Consider the following 20,855-nt stretch of genomic DNA (forward strand, 5'->3'; position numbering starts at 1 on the left):
TCGACACACCTCCTTTTTTATTAAATGGTTTGACAATGAAAGGATCAGAACAGGAAACCCAGTGAGAAACTCATTATGTTTGTCCGTTTTTCAATGTTGAGAGTCCCTTTCTGGTTGGCTTCGGTCTTACCTATCTCACGGAAATCGGAGGCAACTTCATTCAAGCCGAATTCATAGCTGAAGTCAAGGAACAGACGCCAAATGCTGACTCCCAGTCCGGCGGCGATACCGATACCGAAAGGCGTGTTATCGTCTTCAAACTCGCGGGGCCTGTCTGTCATATCTGTGCTGTAGTGAGTTTTGTAATTGTATTTGATATTGGGGCCGAACATCATGCTTAATGCGTATGGACCCTCTTTTACCAGATAATAACCTACCATCACCGGGACTTCTAATGTGGCGGACTTATAGGTAATCCGGTTCTTGCCGATAGGCATTTGGGTGTTTGTTCCGTCAGGCAGGCTACTTTCTGTCTGTGGTATGTTGAAACGTATGTCACCTTCCGTATATTGCCATGCCAAGCTGGGCTGGATATAGAAACGATCGATATTGACCCGTGCAAACGCGGCTGCCTGGTAACCTACCTTATATTGCAGACGTATGTCTTCCATTTCCTGATTGTCGATCGTCAACGCTTTGACAATCGGAAGCGCGGCATTGACTCCGACTTTTCCTCCCCAGTTGAATGTCTTATCTTCGATCTTAATAAACTTTTGGGCGTTGGCCGGGAAGCAGAATGGAAGTATCAGCAATATAAGGTAAATTTTCTTCATGACTATTTCTTCTTTCTGACCGACCAGCCGAACTTACCGACAAAGTCGCCCAATCCATAATATTTGCCATGCGAATAAGCCAGCAGGTCGGCACGCTGCATATCGAAAGCGCCTGTTTCCGGGTCCAGATATTGGTCGTCGGCCTGCACGTTCACCACATCGGCGATAAACATGTCATGGCTACCTAAGGCCATTACTTCTTTTATCCGGCATTCGATGCAGAGCGGACATTCTTCGATGATCGGGGCACTTACGACCGAGGCTTTCCCCGGCGTCAACTTCATCTCCTCGAATTTGGCATGGTCTTTTCCTGAGTTGACACCGCACCAGTCGGTTGCATAAGCCAATCGGCGGGTTGTCAGGTTAATCACAAATTCCATGTTCTTTTTGAGGATCGGATAGGAGTGGCGCTCCGGACGGACGGATATATAACACATCGGCGGGTTGGTACATATCGTACCCACCCACGCGACAGTTATAATATTGTATTCTGAAGGCTCAGAACCGCAACTAACCATTACCGCAGGCAGCGGATAGATCATCGTGCCGGGCTTCCAGTCGTGTTTCATAGCAATTGCCGTTGTTAATTATTTAACGATGATGTCTTCTTTATTGATCTTGCGTTCGCAATAATGGCATCTGATCGTACCTTTCTCTTTGTCTATTACATCAAAACGAGTCGGCATCGGTTCATTATTGGTAATACATTTCGGATTGTTGCATTTTACGAGCCCAACCAATTCGTCCGGTAAGGTAACGGCCTTTTTCTCCACCACTTCGTAATCGCGGATAATGTTCAGGATCACGTTCGGGGCGATCAGGGCGATCCGGTTGATCTCTTCGTCACAGAAGAATTTGTCGGAGATCTTGATCACGCCTTTGCAACCCATTTTATTGCTATGGAAATTGTTTCCGATCGTAATCGTATTGTTCATGTTTTCCAGTCCCAGTAATTTGGCTACTTTAAACAACTGGCTGGGGGGGATATGATCGATGGCAGTGCCGTTTTCCAAAGCGGCTACCTGCAATTCTTTTTTCTTTTCTGCTGACATAACTTTTTGTTAATTATCAATTGTCAATTTGGATATTTAAGACTTCACAGATGATGGCTTGGCGGGCGAACAGGCCGTTGCGTGCCTGCTGGATATAATAGGCTTTCGGATTATCGTCCACATCATAAGCGATTTCGTTAACGCGAGGCAGCGGATGCAGGATACGCAGGTTCTCACGGCTGTTTTTCAGCATGTCATTCTTCAGGATATACACATTCTTCACACGTTCGTATTCTTCGAGATCGGTAAAACGTTCGCGTTGTACACGGGTCATGTACAGAATATCCGTCTGGTTGATGATGTCTTCCGTAAATTCGGTATATTCGTTGTATTTGATACCATGTTTGTCGCAGAAGTTTTTCTGTTCGTCCGGCATACGGAGTTCGTTCGGTGCGATGAAGTTGAATGTCGGATTGAAATGAGACATACCCACTATCAGAGAGTGTACGGTACGTCCGTATTTCAGGTCGCCTACCATCGTGATGTTGAGATCGGTCAGTTTGCCTTGTGTCTTTTGGATGGAATAGAGGTCCAGCATTGTCTGGGAAGGATGCTGGTTTGCTCCGTCGCCGGCATTGATGATAGGTACGTCCGTGACCTCCGAAGCATAACGGGCGGCGCCTTCCAGATGGTGGCGCATAATGATAAGATCGACGTAGTTGCTTACCATCAGGATGGTATCTTTCAGTGTTTCGCCTTTGGAGGAACTGGTCGTGGAAGCGTCGGAGAAACCGATCACACGGCCACCCAACCGGTTTACCGCAGTCTCGAAGCTCAGGCGTGTACGGGTGGAGGGTTCGAAGAACAAGGTCGCTGCGACTTTGCCTTCCAGCACCTTACGGTTCGGATTTGCTTCAAACTTCCTGGCGTTATCCAGAATACGAAGAATGTCCTCTTTGGAACATTGATCGATAGAAACTAAACTTTTACTTTTCATTGTTGTGTATATTCTGTCTTATGCCCACAAAAGTATAAAAAAATGAATAGACAATGTCATGGCTCCGCGTATTTTTCGCTCGATAAAAAAGGACCTGTTTCATCGAAGTTTGAATACTTTTCTGAAACAGGTCCTATGGAATAGGTAAAAGGTCCGGTTTAAAAGGTTTTTGGCTTTTATGGATAAAAAATGTTTTCTTATTCTCTACCGCCGCCTAAAGCTTGATAAAGGTTGATCACGCTTTGTATCTCGGTGAACCGGTTAGCTGTTTGCGACAACTGTGCGCTCAACAAGGACTGGCGGGCAGTCAGCACTTCCAGATAGGTGGTCGTACCGTGCTCCATCAGTAACGAGGTACTTTCCAAAGCCTTTTCCAGAGATTGGATTTGCTTTTCGAACAAGACCGTCTTGGCTTTGCTTGTCTGGCAGGCGACCAAAGCGTCGTTGACTTCGCTGCCGGCATTCAGCAAAGCCTGCTGGAAAGACAGGCTTGCTTCCTCCTGCTGTGCTTTGGCGATGCGGTATTGGGCCATGATCTGTCCTTTGTTGAACAACGGCTGTGTGAGCGATCCGACTGCCGAAGCCAAGAATTTGCCCGGATTGACGATCATGCTCCCTGCCGAGTTGGTCCATCCGGCACTTCCGCTCAGTACGATGGAAGGATAGAAAGCGGCACGAGCCTGGTTGGTCACGTAAAATGCCTGTTCCAGCGAACGTTCGGCTGCACGCACGTCGGGGCGGTTTGATAACATTTGCATTGGTACGCCGACTGCCACGTCTTCCGGGAGCTGCTGGTCTGCCAGCTTTCCGCGTTCGTAGCGGCGAGGAGTTTCGGCAAGCAACAGGGCGAGACTGTTTTCGACCTGGTTGATCTGCTCTTTCAGGTCGAGAATGGAAGTCTGCACACTGTAGTAGGCCGCTTCCATCTGGGAAGTGGCTGCTTCGTTGGCTAATCCGGCATCCATCAATGCGCGGGTAGAAGCTACCGTTTCTTTCCAAGATTCTTCTGTCTGTTGCGAAATGGCTAACTGTTCATCTAACATCAACAATGTATAGTACACATTGGCGATCCCGGCTATCAACTGGGTACGCACGGCCTGCTGGTAGTCCTTGCTTTGGGCATACAGCGCTTTGGCCTGTTGCTTGGCATTGCGCAGACGTCCGAAAATGTCCAATTCCCAACTGGCTGTGACAGGCAGCGTGTATGTTTTAGTCGCTTTCCCTCCGTCGAAACTGCTGATCGTTCCTTGTGGGGAAAGTGCGAACGAAGGTAGGAAAGCGAGCTTCGCCGACATTAACGCCGCTTCCGCTTCCTCGATCTGCAATTGGGCGGACCGGAGGTCGGTGTTGTTTTGTAACCCTTGTTCGATAAGAGCCTGTAACTGCGGGTCCGTAAAAAGTTCCCGCCAGTTCACATTACCGAAGTTGGTCGTATCATCGACAGCCACCTCTTCTCCGTATAGGTTGTCCGGAGTCGTTTCGGCCGGTTGATATTTGGTGTATATGCCGCAACTGCTCAACAGAGCGGTTGCGGTTGTCAATATGATTATTTTCTTCATACCTTATTTATTTTCATTGTTTAAACCGTCACGTTCGGTTTGGCTCTTTTGCTTCTCCAACGCAACTTGCATATCGGTTTCCACTTCCATCGGCGGACGGATTTTTTCTTGCATGTATTCGAAAATGATGTAGAATACCGGCACGACGAACAGCAATGCCAATGTCCCGACTGCCATACCGCCGACAACACCTGTTCCTAATGAACTGTTACCGTTGGCTCCGGCTCCGGATGCGAACATAAGCGGAAGCATACCGAAGATCATCGTAAGTACAGTCATCAAAATAGGACGCAAACGGGCTTGTGCGGCCGAATAAGCCGATTCGACGATACCCATCCCTTTACGACGGCGTTCGATGGCAAACTCGGTAATCAAAATCGCCGTCTTGGCCAAAAGTCCGATCAACATGATGACACCGGTCTGCAAGTAAATGTTGTTTTCCAATCCAAACAGTTTGGCAAACAGGAACGAGCCCATCAAACCGAACGGAACAGACAGGATAACGGCCCAAGGCACAAGGAAACTTTCGTACAGACAAGCCAGGATCAAGTAGATAAGCAAGATACAGACCGCATAGATAAAGAGTGTCTGCGAGCCTCCCGTATTGGCCTCTTCACGTGCCATACCGCCATACTCGTATCCATATCCTGTCGGCAGCATCTGGGCAGCCACTTCCTCGATGGCCTGTTGCACTTCACCGGTGGAATATCCCGGTGCCGGATTCACATTGACTGTGATACAGCTAAAGAGGTTGAAACGGTTGGCCACTTCAGGTCCGAGTACTCGTTTCAGGGTTACGAACTGGCTGATCGGAGCCATTTCCGTTCCGTTGCGGACGAACATATTGTTCAAGGCTTGTTCGTCAAGACGGTATTCCGGTGAGGCTTGTGACATCACACGATATACTTTTCCGAATTGGTTGTAGTTAGAGACATATGCACCACCACAATAACTACCCAATACGTCGAGAACCGTCGAAGGTGAAATGCCGGCCCGTTTACATTTGGCTGCGTCCACATCGACCGATATCTGCGGGAAGTTCATGGCATAAGAAGTGTAGGCCATCGCCACTTCGGGACGTTGGTTCAGAGCCCCGATATACTGCATGGCGTTGCCGTAGAAAGTGCTCATATCTCCACCCGTACGGTCCTGCAAGTTCAACTCGATAGAGTTACCCAAACCGTAGCCCGGAATCATACCCGGCTGGAAGCAGAATATCTGCGCCTCTTTGATTTGGGCGAATTGTGCGTTCAGGCGTGCGACCACCGCATCGGAAACATGTTCGGCACCTTTTCTTTCATCCCAGTTTTTCAAACGGATAATTGCCATACCGTAGGAGGTACCCTGACCTGCCAGGAAGCCGTAACCGGCTACACGGGAGTAATGTTCTACTTCCGGGGTATTCTTCAGGATGTCCTCTACCTTGTCCAGCACCTTGCCGGTCTCTTCCAGCGTACTACCCGGAGCAATGGCTACATTCGCCATGATGGTTCCCTGGTCTTCTTGCGGGACAAGGCCTGTTTTAGTATTGCTGATCAGCCAGCCCAGCAGAATAACGGATGCGATCAGTCCGGCCCATACCATCCAACGGTGATGGATGAAAAACATGACGCCTTTCTTGTATTTACCCAACACGGCGTTGAAAGAGGCATTGTAGGCGGCACGTACACGGCCGTTAATACTTTTGGCACTCTTATTCCCATCACTTGGGCGCATCATCATAGCACACAGGGCAGGGCAGAGCGTCAATGCACAAATCATGGAAAGACCTACGGAGGTCGCCATCGTCACACCGAATTGCGTATAGAAGATACCGGAAGTACCACCCATGAAAGTTACAGGCACGAACACGGCCATGAACACACAGGTACAAGAGATAACGGCCATCGTTACGTCGCCCATCGCGTCTTTTGTAGCCTGGTAGGAAGAGGTGTAGCCCGCATCGAATTTCGCCTGTACGGCTTCCACCACCACGATCGCGTCGTCCACCACCGTACCGATGGCAAGCACCAGGGCGAACAGGGTCAGGATGTTGATCGTGAATCCGGCGGCTGTCAGACAGGCGAATGTACCGATCAGCGAAACGATGATCGAAATAGACGGGATCAGCGTACTCTTGAAGTCCTGAAGGAAGAAATACACCACAAGGATTACGAGGATGATTGCCACGATCAGCGTTTCTACCACATTATATATAGAAGCGAAGAGGAAGTCGTTGGAGCTCATCATCGTGATAAATTCCGTTCCTGTAGGCAATTCCTCTTTCATCTTTTCCAATTCGGCGGCAATACGTTCGTTTACTTCCGTTGCGTTAGAGCCGGCTACCTGGTAGATCATGAATGTCACGGCCGGCTTACCGTCCATCTGGCTGTCGAAGCCGTAACTCAATGTCCCCAGCTCGACCTTGGCGACATCTTTCAGGCGCAATACCGAACCGTCTTCCTGAGCCCGGACGACGATGTTCTGGAATTCTTCCACGCTCTTCAAACGTCCGCGGTATTTCATTGTGTATTGGAAAACGTTTTTCGAGTTTTCACCCAGCGAACCGGTCGGAGCCTCGATATTCTGTTCTCCCAATACGGAAGTCACATCCGAAGGAACCAGTCCGTATTGGGCCATTCGTTCGGGGTTCAGCCAGATACGCATACTGTAGGTATCGCCCAACTCCATCACGTCGCCTACGCCTTCGATACGTTTGATACGCGGGATAACGTTGATGTCGAGGTAGTTTCCGAGAAATGTCTTGTCATAACGTCCATTGGAGCAAACAAGTGCGTCGATCTGCAAAAAACTGGTCTGTCGCTTCTGGGTGCTGACACCGATACGGGTTACTTCGGCGGGCAATAAACCCTGTGCTTTCGTTACACGGTTCTGCACGTTGACAGCCGCCATGTCAGGGTCCGTCCCTTGTTTGAAATATATTTCGATACTTGCCGAACCTGCATTGGTGGAAGTAGAAGTCATGTACATCATGTTTTCTACACCGTTGATACTTTCTTCCAACGGCATGATGACACTGTTCATCACCGCATCGGCATCCGCACCGGTATAAGTCGCCGATACGTGGACCGTAGGCGGCGCGATGTCAGGATATTGCTCGACCGGCAAGGTAAAGAGCGAAATCAATCCGATCGCCAAAATAAGAATGGAGATGGAGATGGCCATAACGGGCCGTTTAATAAAAATATTTCCTTTCATACTTCGATCCTTTATTTAACTTGCGTTCCTTCACGTACTAATCCGGCTCCTTCGGATACGATCTCTTCGCCTACCTTCAATCCGTCGAGTACGATGTATTCACGGCCGTCGCTGATTTCAGCTACGGTAATCAATGTGGAAACGGCTTTACCGTCCACTACTTTGTAGACAATCGTCTTGTCCTGCAAACGAACCGTTGCGCCTTGAGGAATAATGATACAGTCTTTGTAGGCCTGCGGTATGAGCACATTGCCGGAGGCTCCGCTATGAAGCAGGCGGGATTCGTTGGGGAATACGGCACGTACGCCGACTGTTCCGGTCTTCCGGTCGATCACCCCGCTAATCGATTCGATCTTTCCTTTCTGCTCGTAAATGGACTGGTCGTTCAGTTTCAACGACACTTCCGGCATGTTTTCCAACGCTTCGTCCATGCTTTTGTATTGGCGGCTCATGGCCAGCAACTGGTTTTCCGTCATGGAAAAGTAGACATACATATTCGAATTGTCCGAAATCGTTGTCAGCGGTTGGGGAATACTGGCGCTGACCAATGCCCCGGCACGGTAAGGCAACATACCGACAACACCGTCAGTCGGACTTTTAACTTCCGTATAAGACAGGTTGTTGCGGGCGTTCAGCTCCTGGGCTTCGGCCTGGACCAACTGTGCTTTGGCGGTCAGGTAGCTGTTCTCGCTTGTTTTCAGGTTAAAAGCGGAAACAACCTTTTTCGCAAACAGTTCTTTTGTGCTGCTGTAGTTCAGCTCGGCGGTAGCCAAAGCTGCTTTTGCCACTTCCACGTTTGCCTGGGCCGTCTTCAAAGCGGCCTTGTAAGGAACCTGATCTATGACGAAAAGTAATTGTCCTTTCCGTACGACCTGTCCTTCTGTCACACACAGTCGTTCGATAGTTCCCGATACTTGCGGATAAATATCAATATCCTGGCGACCGCGGATCGTGGCCGAATAAGGTGTTGTCAGCTCTTTGTCTGCAGTAGAAACTTTCATCGTCGCATAAGATGCTTTCATCTGCGCATCCGGTGCATGTTTGCAGGATGCCATCCACATAGTCGTACAGCCGATAACTGCCATCAGCCGTATCCATTTTGCATTTGCTCTTGTCATATTCATTTATTATTTTAGAAATGACGCAAATGTATTTCAAAAAAGATCGGTCTTATTTGTCTAAAAGTCTATATAAATCTCCTGTATTGATACTGTATAGATATTTTAAGAAAAGAATGATTGAAAAAAAACAAATAACTATAACGTTTTACTGTGTGGTTTGTAATTCGGGCATTTAGAAGAAGAGAACCGGTTAATGGGGGGAGATAAGGTTTCACGAGAGAGAAAGAAGGCGGTGTGTCAAATGTACTTGTTCTCGCACTTGGCACACCACCCTGCTATCGTCTTTGTTTTTATTGCAGATATTCTACCAGTTTGGCCGGCAGATAAAATGTGTTGTTTTTGTCAACATACACGATTACCGAATTCAGGCGGATTTCTTCCTGTCCTTTCTTTCCGATCGTCACGATGTTGCTGAACGGCGTGATGTTGATCTGCTTCTTTTTGTTCTTTACAACTAATGAAGGAGAACCTTTTTCGTCTTTAGCCGGAACGATTTCACATTTGAAATCTTTGAATACTTCCGTGTGAGGAGCGAAGTTGCCGGCTGTCAGTTCTTCCAGCGTGTCGTGTGTCATGCCGAACAGGGCGCAGAGATAATGGTTCAGTTCGATATTCGTGTGCATACCGAGAGGCAGGCTTGCACGGTCAGGATGGTAAGCAGCGAGGAACACCTCTTCACCGGTGTGGCCGCCGGTTGTGAAACCGAAACAAGTTTTGGAGGTAAGCAACTTGGACATGAAAGTCGTCAAAGAACCGCTGTATAAAGAACCTTTGCCTTTGGTCGAACGTTCGTTTTCCGGGATCGGGCTGTTCTTATAGTCTTTACAATGGTTTAAGGCGTCCAACTCTTCCGGTGTCAGTTCGAAACCTGCGTATGTGCGGAATACGTTCTGTACTTCGGATGCCGGTACACTGTTCACCTTTTTGGCAAAACCTTCGGCGGTCAGCTTATACAAGGAAAACTGGTGGAAGAGTTGGTCTTTGCTCAGTTTATCGTACCCTTTGCAATCGGCACGCCCGATGCTGATACCGCTGTTGCCATGATCAGGAGCGATCACTACGGCAGTCTCACCATTCTGACGGGCAAATTCGAGGGCAGCACCGCAAGCACGGTCGAAAGCCAACATATCTGTGGCCATGCCGACCGGATCATTCGCGTGTGCAGCCCAGTCAACCTTACTGCCTTCCACCATCAGGAAGAAACCGTTCGGGTTTTGAGACAACTTTTCGATCGCTTTGCGAGTCATCTCTTCCAGAGAAGGCTGTTGGGCCGGGTCGCGATCGATGTCGTAAGCCATTTCCCTGTCTCCGAACAAAGCCCACATATTGTTACCGCTATAATTACGCATACCGTTGATGTCATTCTTAAAGACACCATATCCGTTCGCTTTCAGGTAGGCTTCGCTCTCTTCGGGAAGCAGGCTGGTGCCGCCTCCGATCACGACGTTCAGGTCGTTGTGAGCCATCTGTGGGGCGATCCATTCATATTTGCCACGGTTGTAGCTGTGGGCGGAGCAGTCGGCCGGTGTCGCATGCGGGAATTCGCAGGTGAAAACCAGTCCCGTCGATTTGCCCTGTTTTATTTTGGCCGCTTCCAGGACGGTTGTTAGCGGTTGGAAAGCGCGTGCCGGATCGGTCGGGTAGATATCGTTGTCGCCGTCGTTCTCCGGATAAGTGGAAACGTAGCCTGTACGGCTGGGCTGTCCTGTCATGTAGCAGGAAGTCGTAGGGGCCGAGTCTCCGATAGGTGCATTCGAAGAATGTGTGCGGACTGTCCCGCAGAGATACGGGTCGATGTTCAATTTCGGTTTGTCGGGGTTGGTATACCATTGCAGCCAACGCGCCATGGAAACAGTTGCCAGCGATGTCCCGTCCGGGATCAGAAGAATGACATTCTTCACCGGCTTAACGTTTTCTACATCCTGAGCCTTTGCCGGCATGAAGATGATAGCCAGTAACAGGAGAAGTGAGATTGCTTTTTTCATTTATGATTTATAATTTATGATTTATGATTTATAATTGTATGATATCTTCTGTAAATTGCGTGATCTTCTCCAGTCCGGTTTCCGTAACCAGGAAGCTGTTTTCGATGCCGACGGCGCCGACACCCGGTATCACATATTTCGGTTCGAGCGCGAACACCATGTTCGGTTCGAGCCTGTCTTTCGAGCGGGGCGTAAGTACCGGGAGCTCGTTTATCTGGATGCCGATGCCGTGCCCCACGAATTTGGCTTGTTGCTTGGTCCCCATGAAGTAGGCGCCGAGTCCCTGTTTTTCGGTGATTTTGGCAGCTATCTCATAGAGTTCGGCACAAGGTGTTCCCGGCCGGGCGATATTTTCGATCTCGCTTTCGATAAGAAGGGCTGTCTGATGCGCCCGGTAAGCAAGTTCGGGCAGTCGGCCGACGGAGAACACACGTGTCATATCCGTCATATAAGCCGTATAGTTTCCCGCCATATCCACCATGACGGCCGTCCCTTCTTTCAGGGTCGTCCCGTTTGCACCTAACGGGCAGGAGGCGTCGATACCTCCGCCACCTAAGGCGAAGTCGAAAGGAGAGGGGACTTCGGCGTTTTCTCCCGCCAGGATACTTCCCATAAAGATATCCATGTTGGCTCCGAAAGCACGGAACAACCCGATGGAGCCGTTCTTGCGCATCCGTTTTTCTATTTCATACTGGAATTCGAGGTCGGTCATTCCGGGACGGAAACATTCGGGAATTTCAGCGTATGTCTTGGCGTGTCGTTCGGCCGAGATACGGAACATTTCGATCTCGTACGGCGTCTTTATCCGGCGTAGCTCACGCATCATTGCGGTTGCGTTTCCGGTCTCTTTCGGATTGAAGATCTTTTGCAGGCGTATATAGTCGTTGTATGTCAGCTCGTCGGCTTCGAGCAGGAGCTTTTCCGGCATTTCCAGTCCGTGGGATGCGAAAAGCTCAGCCATTTGTTCCGGTTTGCGGATGTATTCGACATGGTCGCCGGCCAGTCCGTTCGGCCGTTTCACGAAGAACCGGGGAGCACCTTCCGCGGGAAGATAGAAATAGCCGCTATAGATACGTCCGGTTGTATAATACAGATTCACATCCACGGTAAGCAGGCATCCGCCGGCATTTATTTTTTGCATCGCCTGCTGCATGTGATCCCATTTCAGCTTAAGATCGCCAATCAATTCTTTTTGTATCATTTCCAACACTTATTTTTATCCGGCACCAAAGATATTAAATTAATGCCGGGATGGAATGATTTCGGATATTAATTCTTGATTAAATTTAGAATTGTTCGAGCACTTGTATCCGTTTTTCGATGGGCGGGTGAGTGGCGAAAAGTCCGCTTAAGCCGCTCAGTGCGCTTTTAGCCTGTTGGCCCGGATGCTGGATGAAAAGCTGGGCTACGTCTTCCCGTTTGACGGCTTCGATGTCGGGATCGGCCGATATTTTCCGTAGTGCGCTGGCGAGGGCGAGCGGGTTCTTGGTCATCTCGGCGGCTCCGGCGTCGGCCAGGTATTCCCGTTTGCGCGAGATGGCGAAACGCATCAGCATGGAGAAGAAATAACCGATGGCCGCAACGATCATGACTAAGACGATAATGATCGCAGTGTTGTTTTTCTCGTCTCTCCTGCGGCTCATCGACGAGTAGTAGACGGAGCGCATGGCTATCTGTGCGAGCATGGCAAAGATACCGACGAAGACGATCGATACGATCATCAGGCGTACGTCCTTGTTGCGGATATGCGACAGTTCGTGTGCAATGACCGCTTCCAGTTCGGAATCGTCCAGTTTGTCGATGATTCCCCGCGAGAGGCTGATGGTATAGGTCCTTTCGTTGATGCCGCTTGCAAAAGCATTCAGCGAATCGTCGTTGATGATATTGATCTTGGGCATTTTCATCCCTTGGTTCATACACAGGTTCTCCACTAAGTTATATACCCTTTTGTTTTCCATTCTCGACAAAGGCTCGGAACCGGTTGCCGAGTTGATGATGCTTGTATTGGCAAAATAGGCGATGATAAACCAAATCAATACGCCTCCCAACACGTATGGTGCCAAATGGATGAACATTCCGGTGGAATATTTTAGTATCTCGGCTTGCGTCAAGCCGTCGTCGTTCATCGCCAACAGGTGGAGCAGGTAGCAGAACGCGAAAAGCAATCCCATCACCAGGCAGGGAAACAAGCAAAGCAGGAGCAGGGACCGGAAATTGTTCCTGCTCTGTTGGGTTTGTATGCCGACGTATTGCATCCTTAGAACTTGATTTTTGGTGCTTCTTCGAGTGTTGCGCGTTGTTCGCCGAGGTCGAACATCACTTCCTTCTTAAAGCCGAACATACCGGCGATCAGGTTGGATGGGAATGTCTCGACCGCGTTGTTCAACTCTTTCGTAGCCGAATTGAAATAACGGCGTACGGCAGCCAGTTTGTTTTCCAGATCGGATATTTCTTCCTGTAACTGCAAAAAGTTCTGGTTGGCTTTCAGATCGGGATAGGCTTCGAGCGTGATCTTCAAGCCGGCCAGTGCGGAAGTCAGGGCGTTTTCAGCCACGATCTTGTCGTCGATCGTTTTGGCGCTGATCGCTCCGTTGCGGGCGTTAATGACGCGCTCCAGTGTCTCTTTCTCGTGTGAGGCATAGCCTTTGACCGTTTCGACCAACTGCGGGATGAGGTCATGGCGTTGTTTAAGTTGCACGTCGATATCGGCAAAAGCGTTCTCGCGGTTGTTACGCAATTTCACTAACGAATTATACAAGGAAGCGATCCAGATTGCCAGGATCACGATCACTGCTATTAAAATGATTGCTGTCATTGTCTATATTTTTTAGGTTCATAAAGCAAAGTTACTACAAAAAAGTGAAATGCGGAAAGATATAGTGATAGAATTGAGTTACAAGGGTTTTGGTTGAAGTGGCGATAATCCGTGAAGCCATTACAATCCCTGCCGAAGCCAAATCCTGACGCCGCTACGTTACTTGTTCGTAACCATGCCCGAAAATGCGACAAACGGGTACGAATAGCGAAACAAGGCTCTAAGGAATAGTGAGTTATCCATAACTCATGCGAAAAATCAGGTTACGGAAAAAGATTGCGCCGTTCCTCCCCGTTTTGCGTACCAACACCGGACTCTTCACCAACTAATTTTGAAACCCAAAAATTAAGGACAATGAAGAGTACATTTTCAGTAATCTACTACCTCAAGCGTCAGGTAGTGAAAAAGGACGGGACAGTTCCCGTCATGGGACGCATCACGGTGGACGGCAGCCAGACACAGTTCAGCTGCAAACTGACTGTCGATCCGAAACTGTGGGACACCAAAGGTGGACGTGTCACGGGCAGAAGCACGGCGGCACTCGAAACGAACCGTATGCTTGACAAGATGCGGGTACGCATCAACAGGCATTATCAGGAAATCATGGAGCGTGACAACTTCGTCACGGCGGAGAAGGTGAAGAACGCCTTTCTCGGACTGGAACACCGCTACCACACGCTGATGCAGGTGTTCCGCCAGCACAACGAGGACTACGAGAAGCAGGTGGAGGCAGGCATGAAAGCCAAAGGCACGCTGCTGAAGTACCGCACCGTTTACAAGCACATGCAAGAGTTCCTCGACATCCGCTACCATGTGAAGGACATCGCCCTAAAAGAGCTTACCCCGGCTTTCATCTCCGACTTCGAGATGTTCCTGCGCACGGACAAGCACTGCTGCACCAATACCGTGTGGCTGTACGTCTGCCCGTTACGGACGATGGTATTCATCGCCATCAACAACGAGTGGCTGACGCGCGACCCGTTCCGCGAGTATGAAATCAAGAAGGAGGAAACAACACGCAGTTTCCTGACCAAAGATGAGATCCGCCTGCTGATGGAGGGGAAACTGAAAAACGCCAAACAGGAATTGTACCGCGACCTCTACCTGTTCTGCGCCTTCACGGGGCTGTCGTTCGCGGATATGCGCAACCTTACGGAAGAGAATATCCGCACCTACTTCGACGAACACGAGTGGATAAACATCAACCGCCAGAAAACGGGCGTGGTGTCCAACATCCGCCTGCTCGACATCGCCAACCGCATAATCGGCAAATACCGGGGACTGTGCGGGGACGGCAGGATATTTCCCGTTCCGCATTATAACACGTGCCTTGCCGGTATCCGTGCCGTCGCCAAGCGTTGCGGCATCACCAAGCATATCACGTGGCATCAGAGCCGCCACACGGCAGCCACGACGATATTCCTCTCCAACGGTGTTCCCATCGAAACGGTCAGCTCCATGCTCGGACACAAGAGCATAAAGACGACGCAGATTTACGCAAAGATAACCAAAGAGAAGCTCAATCAGGACATGGAGAACCTTGCCGCAAGATTGAACGGCGTCGAGGAATTTGCAGGTTGCACCATCTAAAAAGAAAAGCCATGAAACGTGACACAATCATCATCGAGGACAAGGCAGTCAGCGTAACCGGTAACGACGTGTGGATGACCGCCACCGAAATAGCCGGATTGTTCCATACGACCGTCCCGGCAGTGAACGCCGCCATCAGAGCCGTCCGCAAGTCGGACGTGCTGAACGACTACGAGGTGTGCCGCTACATGCAGCTTGAAAACGGGCTGCACGCGGACGTGTACGCCCTTGAAATCATCATCCCGGTCGCTTTCAGGGTGAATACCTACAACACCCACCTGTTCCGCACATGGCTGGTGGGAAAGGCACTCTCACAAGAGAAACGGCAGACATACGTGATGTTCATACAGAACGGAAAAGCCGGGTATTGCTGATTGCACATACCCCATAAGACAAGTAAACGGGTAGCACCACAAAAGGTGTCACCCGTTTACTTTTTCATGAAACCGCCTCACTCCAGCGGCTTGCGGTAGTTCGCTTCCAGTACCCCGCGCAGCCCCGTTTCCGGGTAAAGCACCTTCCCTCCCAAAAGTATGAAGGGCAACACGCGGTTGTTGCGGTATTCCTGCAAGGTGCGCCGGCTCACACGGAGCAGTTCCGACACCTCGCCGTCCGTCAGGTAACGTTCCCCGTCCAGCGGAGGACGGTAGCTTTCCAGAAATGCGGACAGCCATTTCGAGCCTTTGCGCATATCCTGCACCACAGAGGCTATCGGCTCGTCTTCCATCGTAAAAACATCGTTGTTCTCGTTCATCATAACTTCGGATTCAGTGGGTGAATAAATCAAATCATCTGCCGTGCGGATAGAGCGTGCCGACAAGCGGTATCAGCCGCTTCACCTCCTCTGGCTTGTAATAGAACCTGCGGTTTATCTGCGAGTAGCCGATAAGCCGCCTGTCACGCAGCGTCTGCAACGTGCGCGGGCTTATTCTCAACTGCCCGCAGACCTCCTCGCCCGTGAGCCATCTTTCCATGCGCCCCGTGTCGCTTTTGCGCCTCAGGGCGGCGACCTTCTCCGAGAGTGCGCCGAATGCCGCCACCATCATCTCGAAAGTCTTTTTCTCGATAGATACTATTTCCATATTCATGTCATTTAGAGTTTGCCGCAAAGGTAACGAAACGGCATACAAGACGTATCGTTTTCCGCTGAAAGGCTGCCTGTTGCGCCGTTTGACCGGGTTACGGAGCCATCTTCCGCAAAAATCTTACGTGAGTCACGTAGTGAGTTGTTAAAGCCCCTTTTGTTTATTGCCGAATTTTGTCGCAGAAACAAAAAGAAAGGACTGAACATGAAAGTGATAACAATGGAAAGTTCCGCCTACAAGGAGATGATGGCGCAGATTGCGAACATCGCAGGGTACATCCGCGAGGCAAGGGACGAGAAGAAACGGAAGCGGGAAACCGAAGACAAGCTGCTTGACACGGCACAGGCGGCGAAGATGCTCAACGTGAGCAAGCGCACCATGCAGCGTATGCGCACCGACCACCGTATCGAGTATGTGGTGGTACGCGGAAGCTGCCGCTACCGCCTTTCCGAGATACTGCGGCTATTGGAGGACAACACAGTAAGGAACGAGGAAGGGACAATAGACACCCTGTTCCACAACCACACGCTGCGCACGGGCGGCAAACCAAAAGGAAGGAGGACATAGGTCATGGAACTGCTCACACGAAACAACTTCGAGGGCTGGATGCAGAAGCTGATGGAACGGCTCGACCGTCAGGACGAACTGCTGCTGGCGATGAAGGCTGAGGGGAAACAGCCCACTATCACGGAAAGCATCCGCCTTTTCGACAATCAGGATTTGTGCATGTTGCTCCAGATAAGCAAACGCACCCTCCAACGCTACCGCAGCGTAGGCGCATTGCCCTACAAGACGCTGGGCAAGAAGACCTATTACAGCGAGGAGGACGTGCTGACATTCCTTTCCAACCATATCAAGGACTTCAAAAAGGAAGATATAGCCTTCTACAAGGCTCGTATCCATAATTTCTTTCATAAATAACCCATTAAAACATTTTTCAGATGGCAAAGAAAAAAGACGAAAAGGACGTGCTGGTAGTCCGTGACGAGAAGACAGGCGAGATCAGCGTGGTAGCCGGGCTGAACGCGGACGGCACACCCAAGCGCACCCCCGCAAAAGCGGAGAACGCGCAGAGTTTCCTGCAATTCGACCGACATGGCGACGTGCTGGACAACTTCTTCAAGAACTTCTTCCGGCAGTGCAAGGAACCCAGCCGCTTCGGTTTCTACCGCATTGCGGCAGACCAAGCTGAAAATCTCTTAGAGGTGATGAAGCAACTGCTGAAAGACCCCGAAGCGAACAAGGAGCTGCTCGCCCCTCACAAGGTGGACACCTCCGACTATGAGAAGAAGGTGCAGGAAGAGATGGCAGCACAACAGACAGAGAAACAAGAACCTCAAAAACAGGAGAACATGGAACAACGGAAAGAACAGCAACAGGACAAATCCGAACAGATGCAGGGCAAACGTGGCTACCAGCCCATCGACGAGAGTAAAATCAACTGGCAGGAGCTGGAGGACAGATGGGGCGTAAAGCGGGACAACCTTGAAAAGTCCGGCGACCTTACGAAGATGCTCAACTATGGCAAGTCCGACTTGGTAAAGGTCAAACCGACCTTCGGCGGCGAATCATTCGAGCTGGACGCCCGCCTCTCCTTCAAGAAGGACGGTGAGGGAAACATCAGCCTCGTGCCGCACTTCATCCGCAAGGAGCAGAAGCTGGATGAGTACAAGGAACACAAATTCTCCGACAATGACCGGAAGAACCTCCGCGAAACGGGCAATCTCGGTAGGGTCGTGGACATTGTGGACAGGGAAACGGGCGAGATCATCCCCTCCTACATCAGCATCGACCGCAAGACGAATGAAATCACGGACATTCCGGCAAGCAGGGTGCGCATCCCGGAGCGCATCGGCAAGACGGAAATCACCACGCAGGAGCGGGACATGCTCCGCGCCGGACTGCCCGTACGCGACAAGCTCATCGAGCGCAACGACGGCAGAAAGTTCGTCACCACCCTGCAAGTGAACGTGGAGCAGCGCGGCGTGGAGTTCGTGCCGGGAACCGGCAAGTCGCCCCGTACCGCACAGACACAGGAAACCAAAGGCGACACATCGAAAAGTCAGGCGCAGGGCGGGGAAAATGCCGCACAGACCAAGAAGGAGCAACGCCGCAACACGTGGACGAACGAGGACGGCAGCATCCGCCCCATCAGCAAATGGAGCGGCGTGAGCTTCACCGACCAGCAGAAAGCCGACTATGTGGCGGGTAAAGCCGTGAAGCTGGAGAACGTGACCGACAAGCAGGGCTTCCATGCCACGATGTATATCAAGTTCAACCCGGAGAAGGGACGCCCGTACCGCTACGACACGAACCCTGACAATGCACAGCAGGTTGCTCCGTCCAACGAGAGCCGCACGCAGGTGGCGGTGAACAACGATGGCAAGACCAACGAGGCTACAAAGAATCTGAGAGAGCCGTTGCAGAAAGGTCAGACCAACCCGAAGGACGCCCGCCAGCAACAGCAGCAGGAGAAGCCGCAGAAGAAAACGGGCAAGGGCATGAAAATGTAATCCCGTGTCCGCCACTGAATCCAAAATAAAATCCAAAGTATCAACAAAAAAGAAGAAGACATGAAGACAATCATTGCAGAAAAGCCCTCCGTGGCACGTGAAATCGCCCGCATCGTGGGCGCGACAAAGAGAGAGGAAGGATATTTCGAGGGAGGCGGTTATGCCGTGACATGGGCATTCGGACACCTCGTTCAGCTTGCCATGCCCGACGGCTACGGCGTGCGCGGATTTGTCCGTGACAACCTCCCGATTATTCCCGACACATTCACGCTCGTCCCCCGTCAGGTCAGGACGGAGAAAGGTTACAAGCCCGACAGCGGCGTGGTGTCGCAGATAAAAGTCATCAAAAGACTGTTCGACACAAGCGAACATATCATCGTGGCGACCGATGCCGGACGCGAGGGAGAGCTTATCTTCCGCTACCTCTACCACTATACGGGTTGCACCACTCCTTTCGTGCGCCTGTGGATCAGCTCTCTCACCGACAAAGCTATCCGCGAGGGACTGCGGAAACTCGAAGACGGCAGCAAATACGACAACCTCTACCTCGCCGCCAAAGCGCGGAGCGAATCCGACTGGCTCGTGGGCATCAACGGCACACAGGCGTTATCCATCGCCGCCGGACACGGCACGTATTCCGTGGGGCGGGTGCAGACACCAACGTTGGCTATGGTATGTGAACGCTACTGGGAGAACCGCCGCTTTACGTCCGAAGCATTCTGGCAGCTCCATATCGCAACGGACGGTTGCGACGGCGAAGTCGTGAAATTCTCATCCTCCGAGAAATGGAAAGAGAAAGAACCGGCGATGGAACTATATAATAAGGTAAAGGCGGCAGGTTGCGCCACTGTCACGAAAGCCGAGCGCAAGGAGAAGACGGAGGAAACTCCCTTGCTCTACGACCTGACCACGCTCCAGAAAGAAGCCAACGCCAAGCACGGCTTCACGGCGGAACAGACGCTTGAAATCGCGCAGAAACTCTACGAAAAGAAGTTGATAACCTATCCGAGAACGGGAAGCCGCTACATCCCCGAAGACGTGTTTGCCGAAATTCCCAAACTGCTCGCTTTCATCGGCACACAGCCCGAATGGAAAGACAAGGTGCGGGCAAAAGCCGCCCCGACACGCCGCAGCGTGGACGACGGCAAGGTGACAGACCACCATGCCCTGCTCGTCACGGGTGAGAAACCGCTCTTCCTCTCCAAAGAGGACAATACCATCTATCAGATGATTGCCGGGCGCATGGTCGAGGCATTCTCTGAGAAATGCGTCAAGGATGTGACCACTGTCACGGCGGAATGTGCCGGAGTGGAGTTTACCGTAAAAGGCAGCGTCGTGAAGCAAACCGGATGGCGTGCCGTCTATGGCGAGGAAAAAGAGGAAATTACCATCCCCGGCTGGCAGGAAGGCGACACGCTGACACCGAAAGGCTCGTCCATTACCGAAGGAAAGACCAAACCCAAGCCGCTGCATACCGAAGCCACCCTGCTCTCGGCAATGGAAACGGCGGGCAAGGAAATTGAGGACGACGCACTGCGGCAGGCGATGAAGGACTGTGGCATCGGTACTCCCGCCACACGCGCCTCCATCATCGAAACGCTTTTCAAGCGCGGTTACATGGAACGCTGCAAGAAGTCGCTTGTTCCCACCGAAAAAGGACTTGCCCTCAATTCCGTCGTCAAGACGATGCGCATCGCCGATGTTGCCATGACGGGCGAATGGGAAAAGGAGCTGGCGCGTATCGAGCGCGGGGAACTGTCCGCCGACACCTTCCGCAAGGAGATAGAGGCGTACACACGTGAGATAACCTCCGAACTGCTCTCGTGCGACAAGCTCTTCGGCAGCCGTGACTCCGGCTGCGCGTGTCCCAAGTGTGGCACGGGCAGGATGCGGTTCTACGGCAAGGTGGTACGCTGCGACAACACGGAGTGCGGACTGCCCGTGTTCCGGCTGAAAGCGGGACGCACCCTGTCCGACGATGAAATCAAAGACCTGCTCACCGAAGGGCATACCAAGCTGCTCAAAGGGTTCAAGAGCAAACAGGGCAAGAGTTTCGATGCTGTTGTCGCCTTTGACGGGGAATATAACACGACTTTTGTGTTCCCGGAGGCTAAAAAGGACAAGAAATTTTCAGGACGGAAGAAATAGTATTAACTTTGCCACTTGTTCAGAGTAATGAATTGTTCTTCGATACCGGATTACACTCATACTTTGGATTTAGTGGTGG

The 20,855-nt window shown here is 51.1% G+C and carries 19 protein-coding genes; 6 read left to right on the plus strand and 13 right to left on the minus strand.

Annotated features, from left to right (window positions below; translation table 11 throughout):
• Nucleotides 1-44 precede the first annotated feature (44 nt).
• The 11 genes from NQ564_RS05020 to NQ564_RS05070 all read right to left on the minus strand — a co-directional run bounded on the left by NQ564_RS05020 (nucleotide 45) and on the right by NQ564_RS05070 (nucleotide 13,440).
• Nucleotides 45-773: a porin family protein gene (locus NQ564_RS05020; RefSeq protein ID WP_008148648.1), complete on the minus strand. Its 729-nt coding sequence runs from the start codon at nucleotides 771-773 to the stop codon at nucleotides 45-47.
• Between the two features lie 2 nt (nucleotides 774-775).
• Nucleotides 776-1,342, minus strand: a complete 567-nt coding sequence (locus tag NQ564_RS05025; protein ID WP_008148650.1) for a flavin reductase family protein — start codon at nucleotides 1,340-1,342, stop codon at nucleotides 776-778.
• Between the two features lie 18 nt (nucleotides 1,343-1,360).
• Nucleotides 1,361-1,825 (minus strand): aspartate carbamoyltransferase regulatory subunit, encoded by a 465-nt coding sequence (gene pyrI, locus NQ564_RS05030; RefSeq protein ID WP_008148653.1) that lies wholly within the window; start codon nucleotides 1,823-1,825, stop codon nucleotides 1,361-1,363.
• 16 nt (nucleotides 1,826-1,841) lie between these two features.
• Complete coding sequence (gene pyrB, locus NQ564_RS05035; RefSeq protein ID WP_008158061.1) at nucleotides 1,842-2,762, minus strand: aspartate carbamoyltransferase; 921 nt, start codon at nucleotides 2,760-2,762, stop codon at nucleotides 1,842-1,844.
• Between the two features lie 197 nt (nucleotides 2,763-2,959).
• Nucleotides 2,960-4,321, minus strand: a complete 1,362-nt coding sequence (locus NQ564_RS05040; RefSeq protein ID WP_008148658.1) for an efflux transporter outer membrane subunit — start codon at nucleotides 4,319-4,321, stop codon at nucleotides 2,960-2,962.
• Between the two features lie 3 nt (nucleotides 4,322-4,324).
• Nucleotides 4,325-7,519, minus strand: a complete 3,195-nt coding sequence (locus NQ564_RS05045) for an efflux RND transporter permease subunit (protein WP_008158057.1) — start codon at nucleotides 7,517-7,519, stop codon at nucleotides 4,325-4,327.
• A gap of 11 nt (nucleotides 7,520-7,530) precedes the next feature.
• Nucleotides 7,531-8,637: an efflux RND transporter periplasmic adaptor subunit gene (locus NQ564_RS05050; RefSeq protein ID WP_008158055.1), complete on the minus strand. Its 1,107-nt coding sequence runs from the start codon at nucleotides 8,635-8,637 to the stop codon at nucleotides 7,531-7,533.
• Between the two features lie 293 nt (nucleotides 8,638-8,930).
• Complete coding sequence (locus NQ564_RS05055; RefSeq protein WP_129649859.1) at nucleotides 8,931-10,625, minus strand: alkaline phosphatase; 1,695 nt, start codon at nucleotides 10,623-10,625, stop codon at nucleotides 8,931-8,933.
• 28 nt (nucleotides 10,626-10,653) lie between these two features.
• The gene (locus NQ564_RS05060) at nucleotides 10,654-11,826 is read right to left on the minus strand and encodes a M24 family metallopeptidase (RefSeq protein WP_008148669.1); all 1,173 of its coding nucleotides are present in this window, start codon (nucleotides 11,824-11,826) and stop codon (nucleotides 10,654-10,656) included.
• An 85-nt stretch (nucleotides 11,827-11,911) separates the two neighbouring features.
• Nucleotides 11,912-12,880, minus strand: coding sequence for a M48 family metallopeptidase (locus NQ564_RS05065; RefSeq protein WP_039848149.1), 969 nt, complete (start codon nucleotides 12,878-12,880; stop codon nucleotides 11,912-11,914).
• 2 nt (nucleotides 12,881-12,882) lie between these two features.
• Nucleotides 12,883-13,440, minus strand: a complete 558-nt coding sequence (locus tag NQ564_RS05070; RefSeq protein WP_008148675.1) for a LemA family protein — start codon at nucleotides 13,438-13,440, stop codon at nucleotides 12,883-12,885.
• 354 nt (nucleotides 13,441-13,794) lie between these two features.
• Between NQ564_RS05070 and NQ564_RS05075 the strand changes: the two genes are divergently transcribed.
• Both NQ564_RS05075 and NQ564_RS05080 read left to right on the plus strand, forming a co-directional pair.
• The gene (locus tag NQ564_RS05075) at nucleotides 13,795-15,030 is read left to right on the plus strand and encodes a site-specific integrase (RefSeq protein ID WP_004291422.1); all 1,236 of its coding nucleotides are present in this window, start codon (nucleotides 13,795-13,797) and stop codon (nucleotides 15,028-15,030) included.
• Between the two features lie 11 nt (nucleotides 15,031-15,041).
• Entirely contained in the window at nucleotides 15,042-15,404 is a 363-nt protein-coding gene (locus NQ564_RS05080) for a hypothetical protein (protein ID WP_004291423.1), read from the plus strand.
• A gap of 77 nt (nucleotides 15,405-15,481) precedes the next feature.
• Here NQ564_RS05080 and NQ564_RS05085 read toward each other — a convergent pair whose 3' ends face one another.
• Both NQ564_RS05085 and NQ564_RS05090 read right to left on the minus strand, forming a co-directional pair.
• A complete protein-coding gene (locus NQ564_RS05085) occupies nucleotides 15,482-15,787 on the minus strand; it encodes a helix-turn-helix domain-containing protein (protein ID WP_004291424.1) in 306 nt (101 codons plus the stop codon).
• Nucleotides 15,788-15,818: 31 nt separating this feature from the next.
• Complete coding sequence (locus NQ564_RS05090; RefSeq protein ID WP_004291426.1) at nucleotides 15,819-16,118, minus strand: helix-turn-helix domain-containing protein; 300 nt, start codon at nucleotides 16,116-16,118, stop codon at nucleotides 15,819-15,821.
• 138 nt (nucleotides 16,119-16,256) lie between these two features.
• On the opposite strand from NQ564_RS05090, the gene NQ564_RS05095 reads away from it, so the two are divergent.
• From NQ564_RS05095 to topB, 4 genes are read left to right on the plus strand one after another with little or no spacing between them, the layout of a single operon-like run.
• Nucleotides 16,257-16,682 carry a helix-turn-helix domain-containing protein gene (locus NQ564_RS05095; RefSeq protein ID WP_004291432.1) on the plus strand — a complete coding sequence of 142 codons (426 nt, stop codon included), beginning with the start codon at nucleotides 16,257-16,259 and terminating at the stop codon, nucleotides 16,680-16,682.
• A gap of 3 nt (nucleotides 16,683-16,685) precedes the next feature.
• Nucleotides 16,686-17,036, plus strand: a complete 351-nt coding sequence (locus NQ564_RS05100; protein WP_004291454.1) for a helix-turn-helix domain-containing protein — start codon at nucleotides 16,686-16,688, stop codon at nucleotides 17,034-17,036.
• Between the two features lie 20 nt (nucleotides 17,037-17,056).
• Nucleotides 17,057-18,628, plus strand: a complete 1,572-nt coding sequence (locus tag NQ564_RS05105) for a DUF3945 domain-containing protein (protein WP_004291455.1) — start codon at nucleotides 17,057-17,059, stop codon at nucleotides 18,626-18,628.
• Nucleotides 18,629-18,688: 60 nt separating this feature from the next.
• Nucleotides 18,689-20,776, plus strand: coding sequence for a type IA DNA topoisomerase (gene topB, locus NQ564_RS05110; RefSeq protein ID WP_044132009.1), 2,088 nt, complete (start codon nucleotides 18,689-18,691; stop codon nucleotides 20,774-20,776).
• Nucleotides 20,777-20,855: the final 79 nt, after the last annotated feature.

Source organism: Parabacteroides johnsonii DSM 18315 (genome assembly GCF_025151045.1).
Classification (GTDB): Bacteria; Bacteroidota; Bacteroidia; order Bacteroidales; family Tannerellaceae; genus Parabacteroides; species Parabacteroides johnsonii.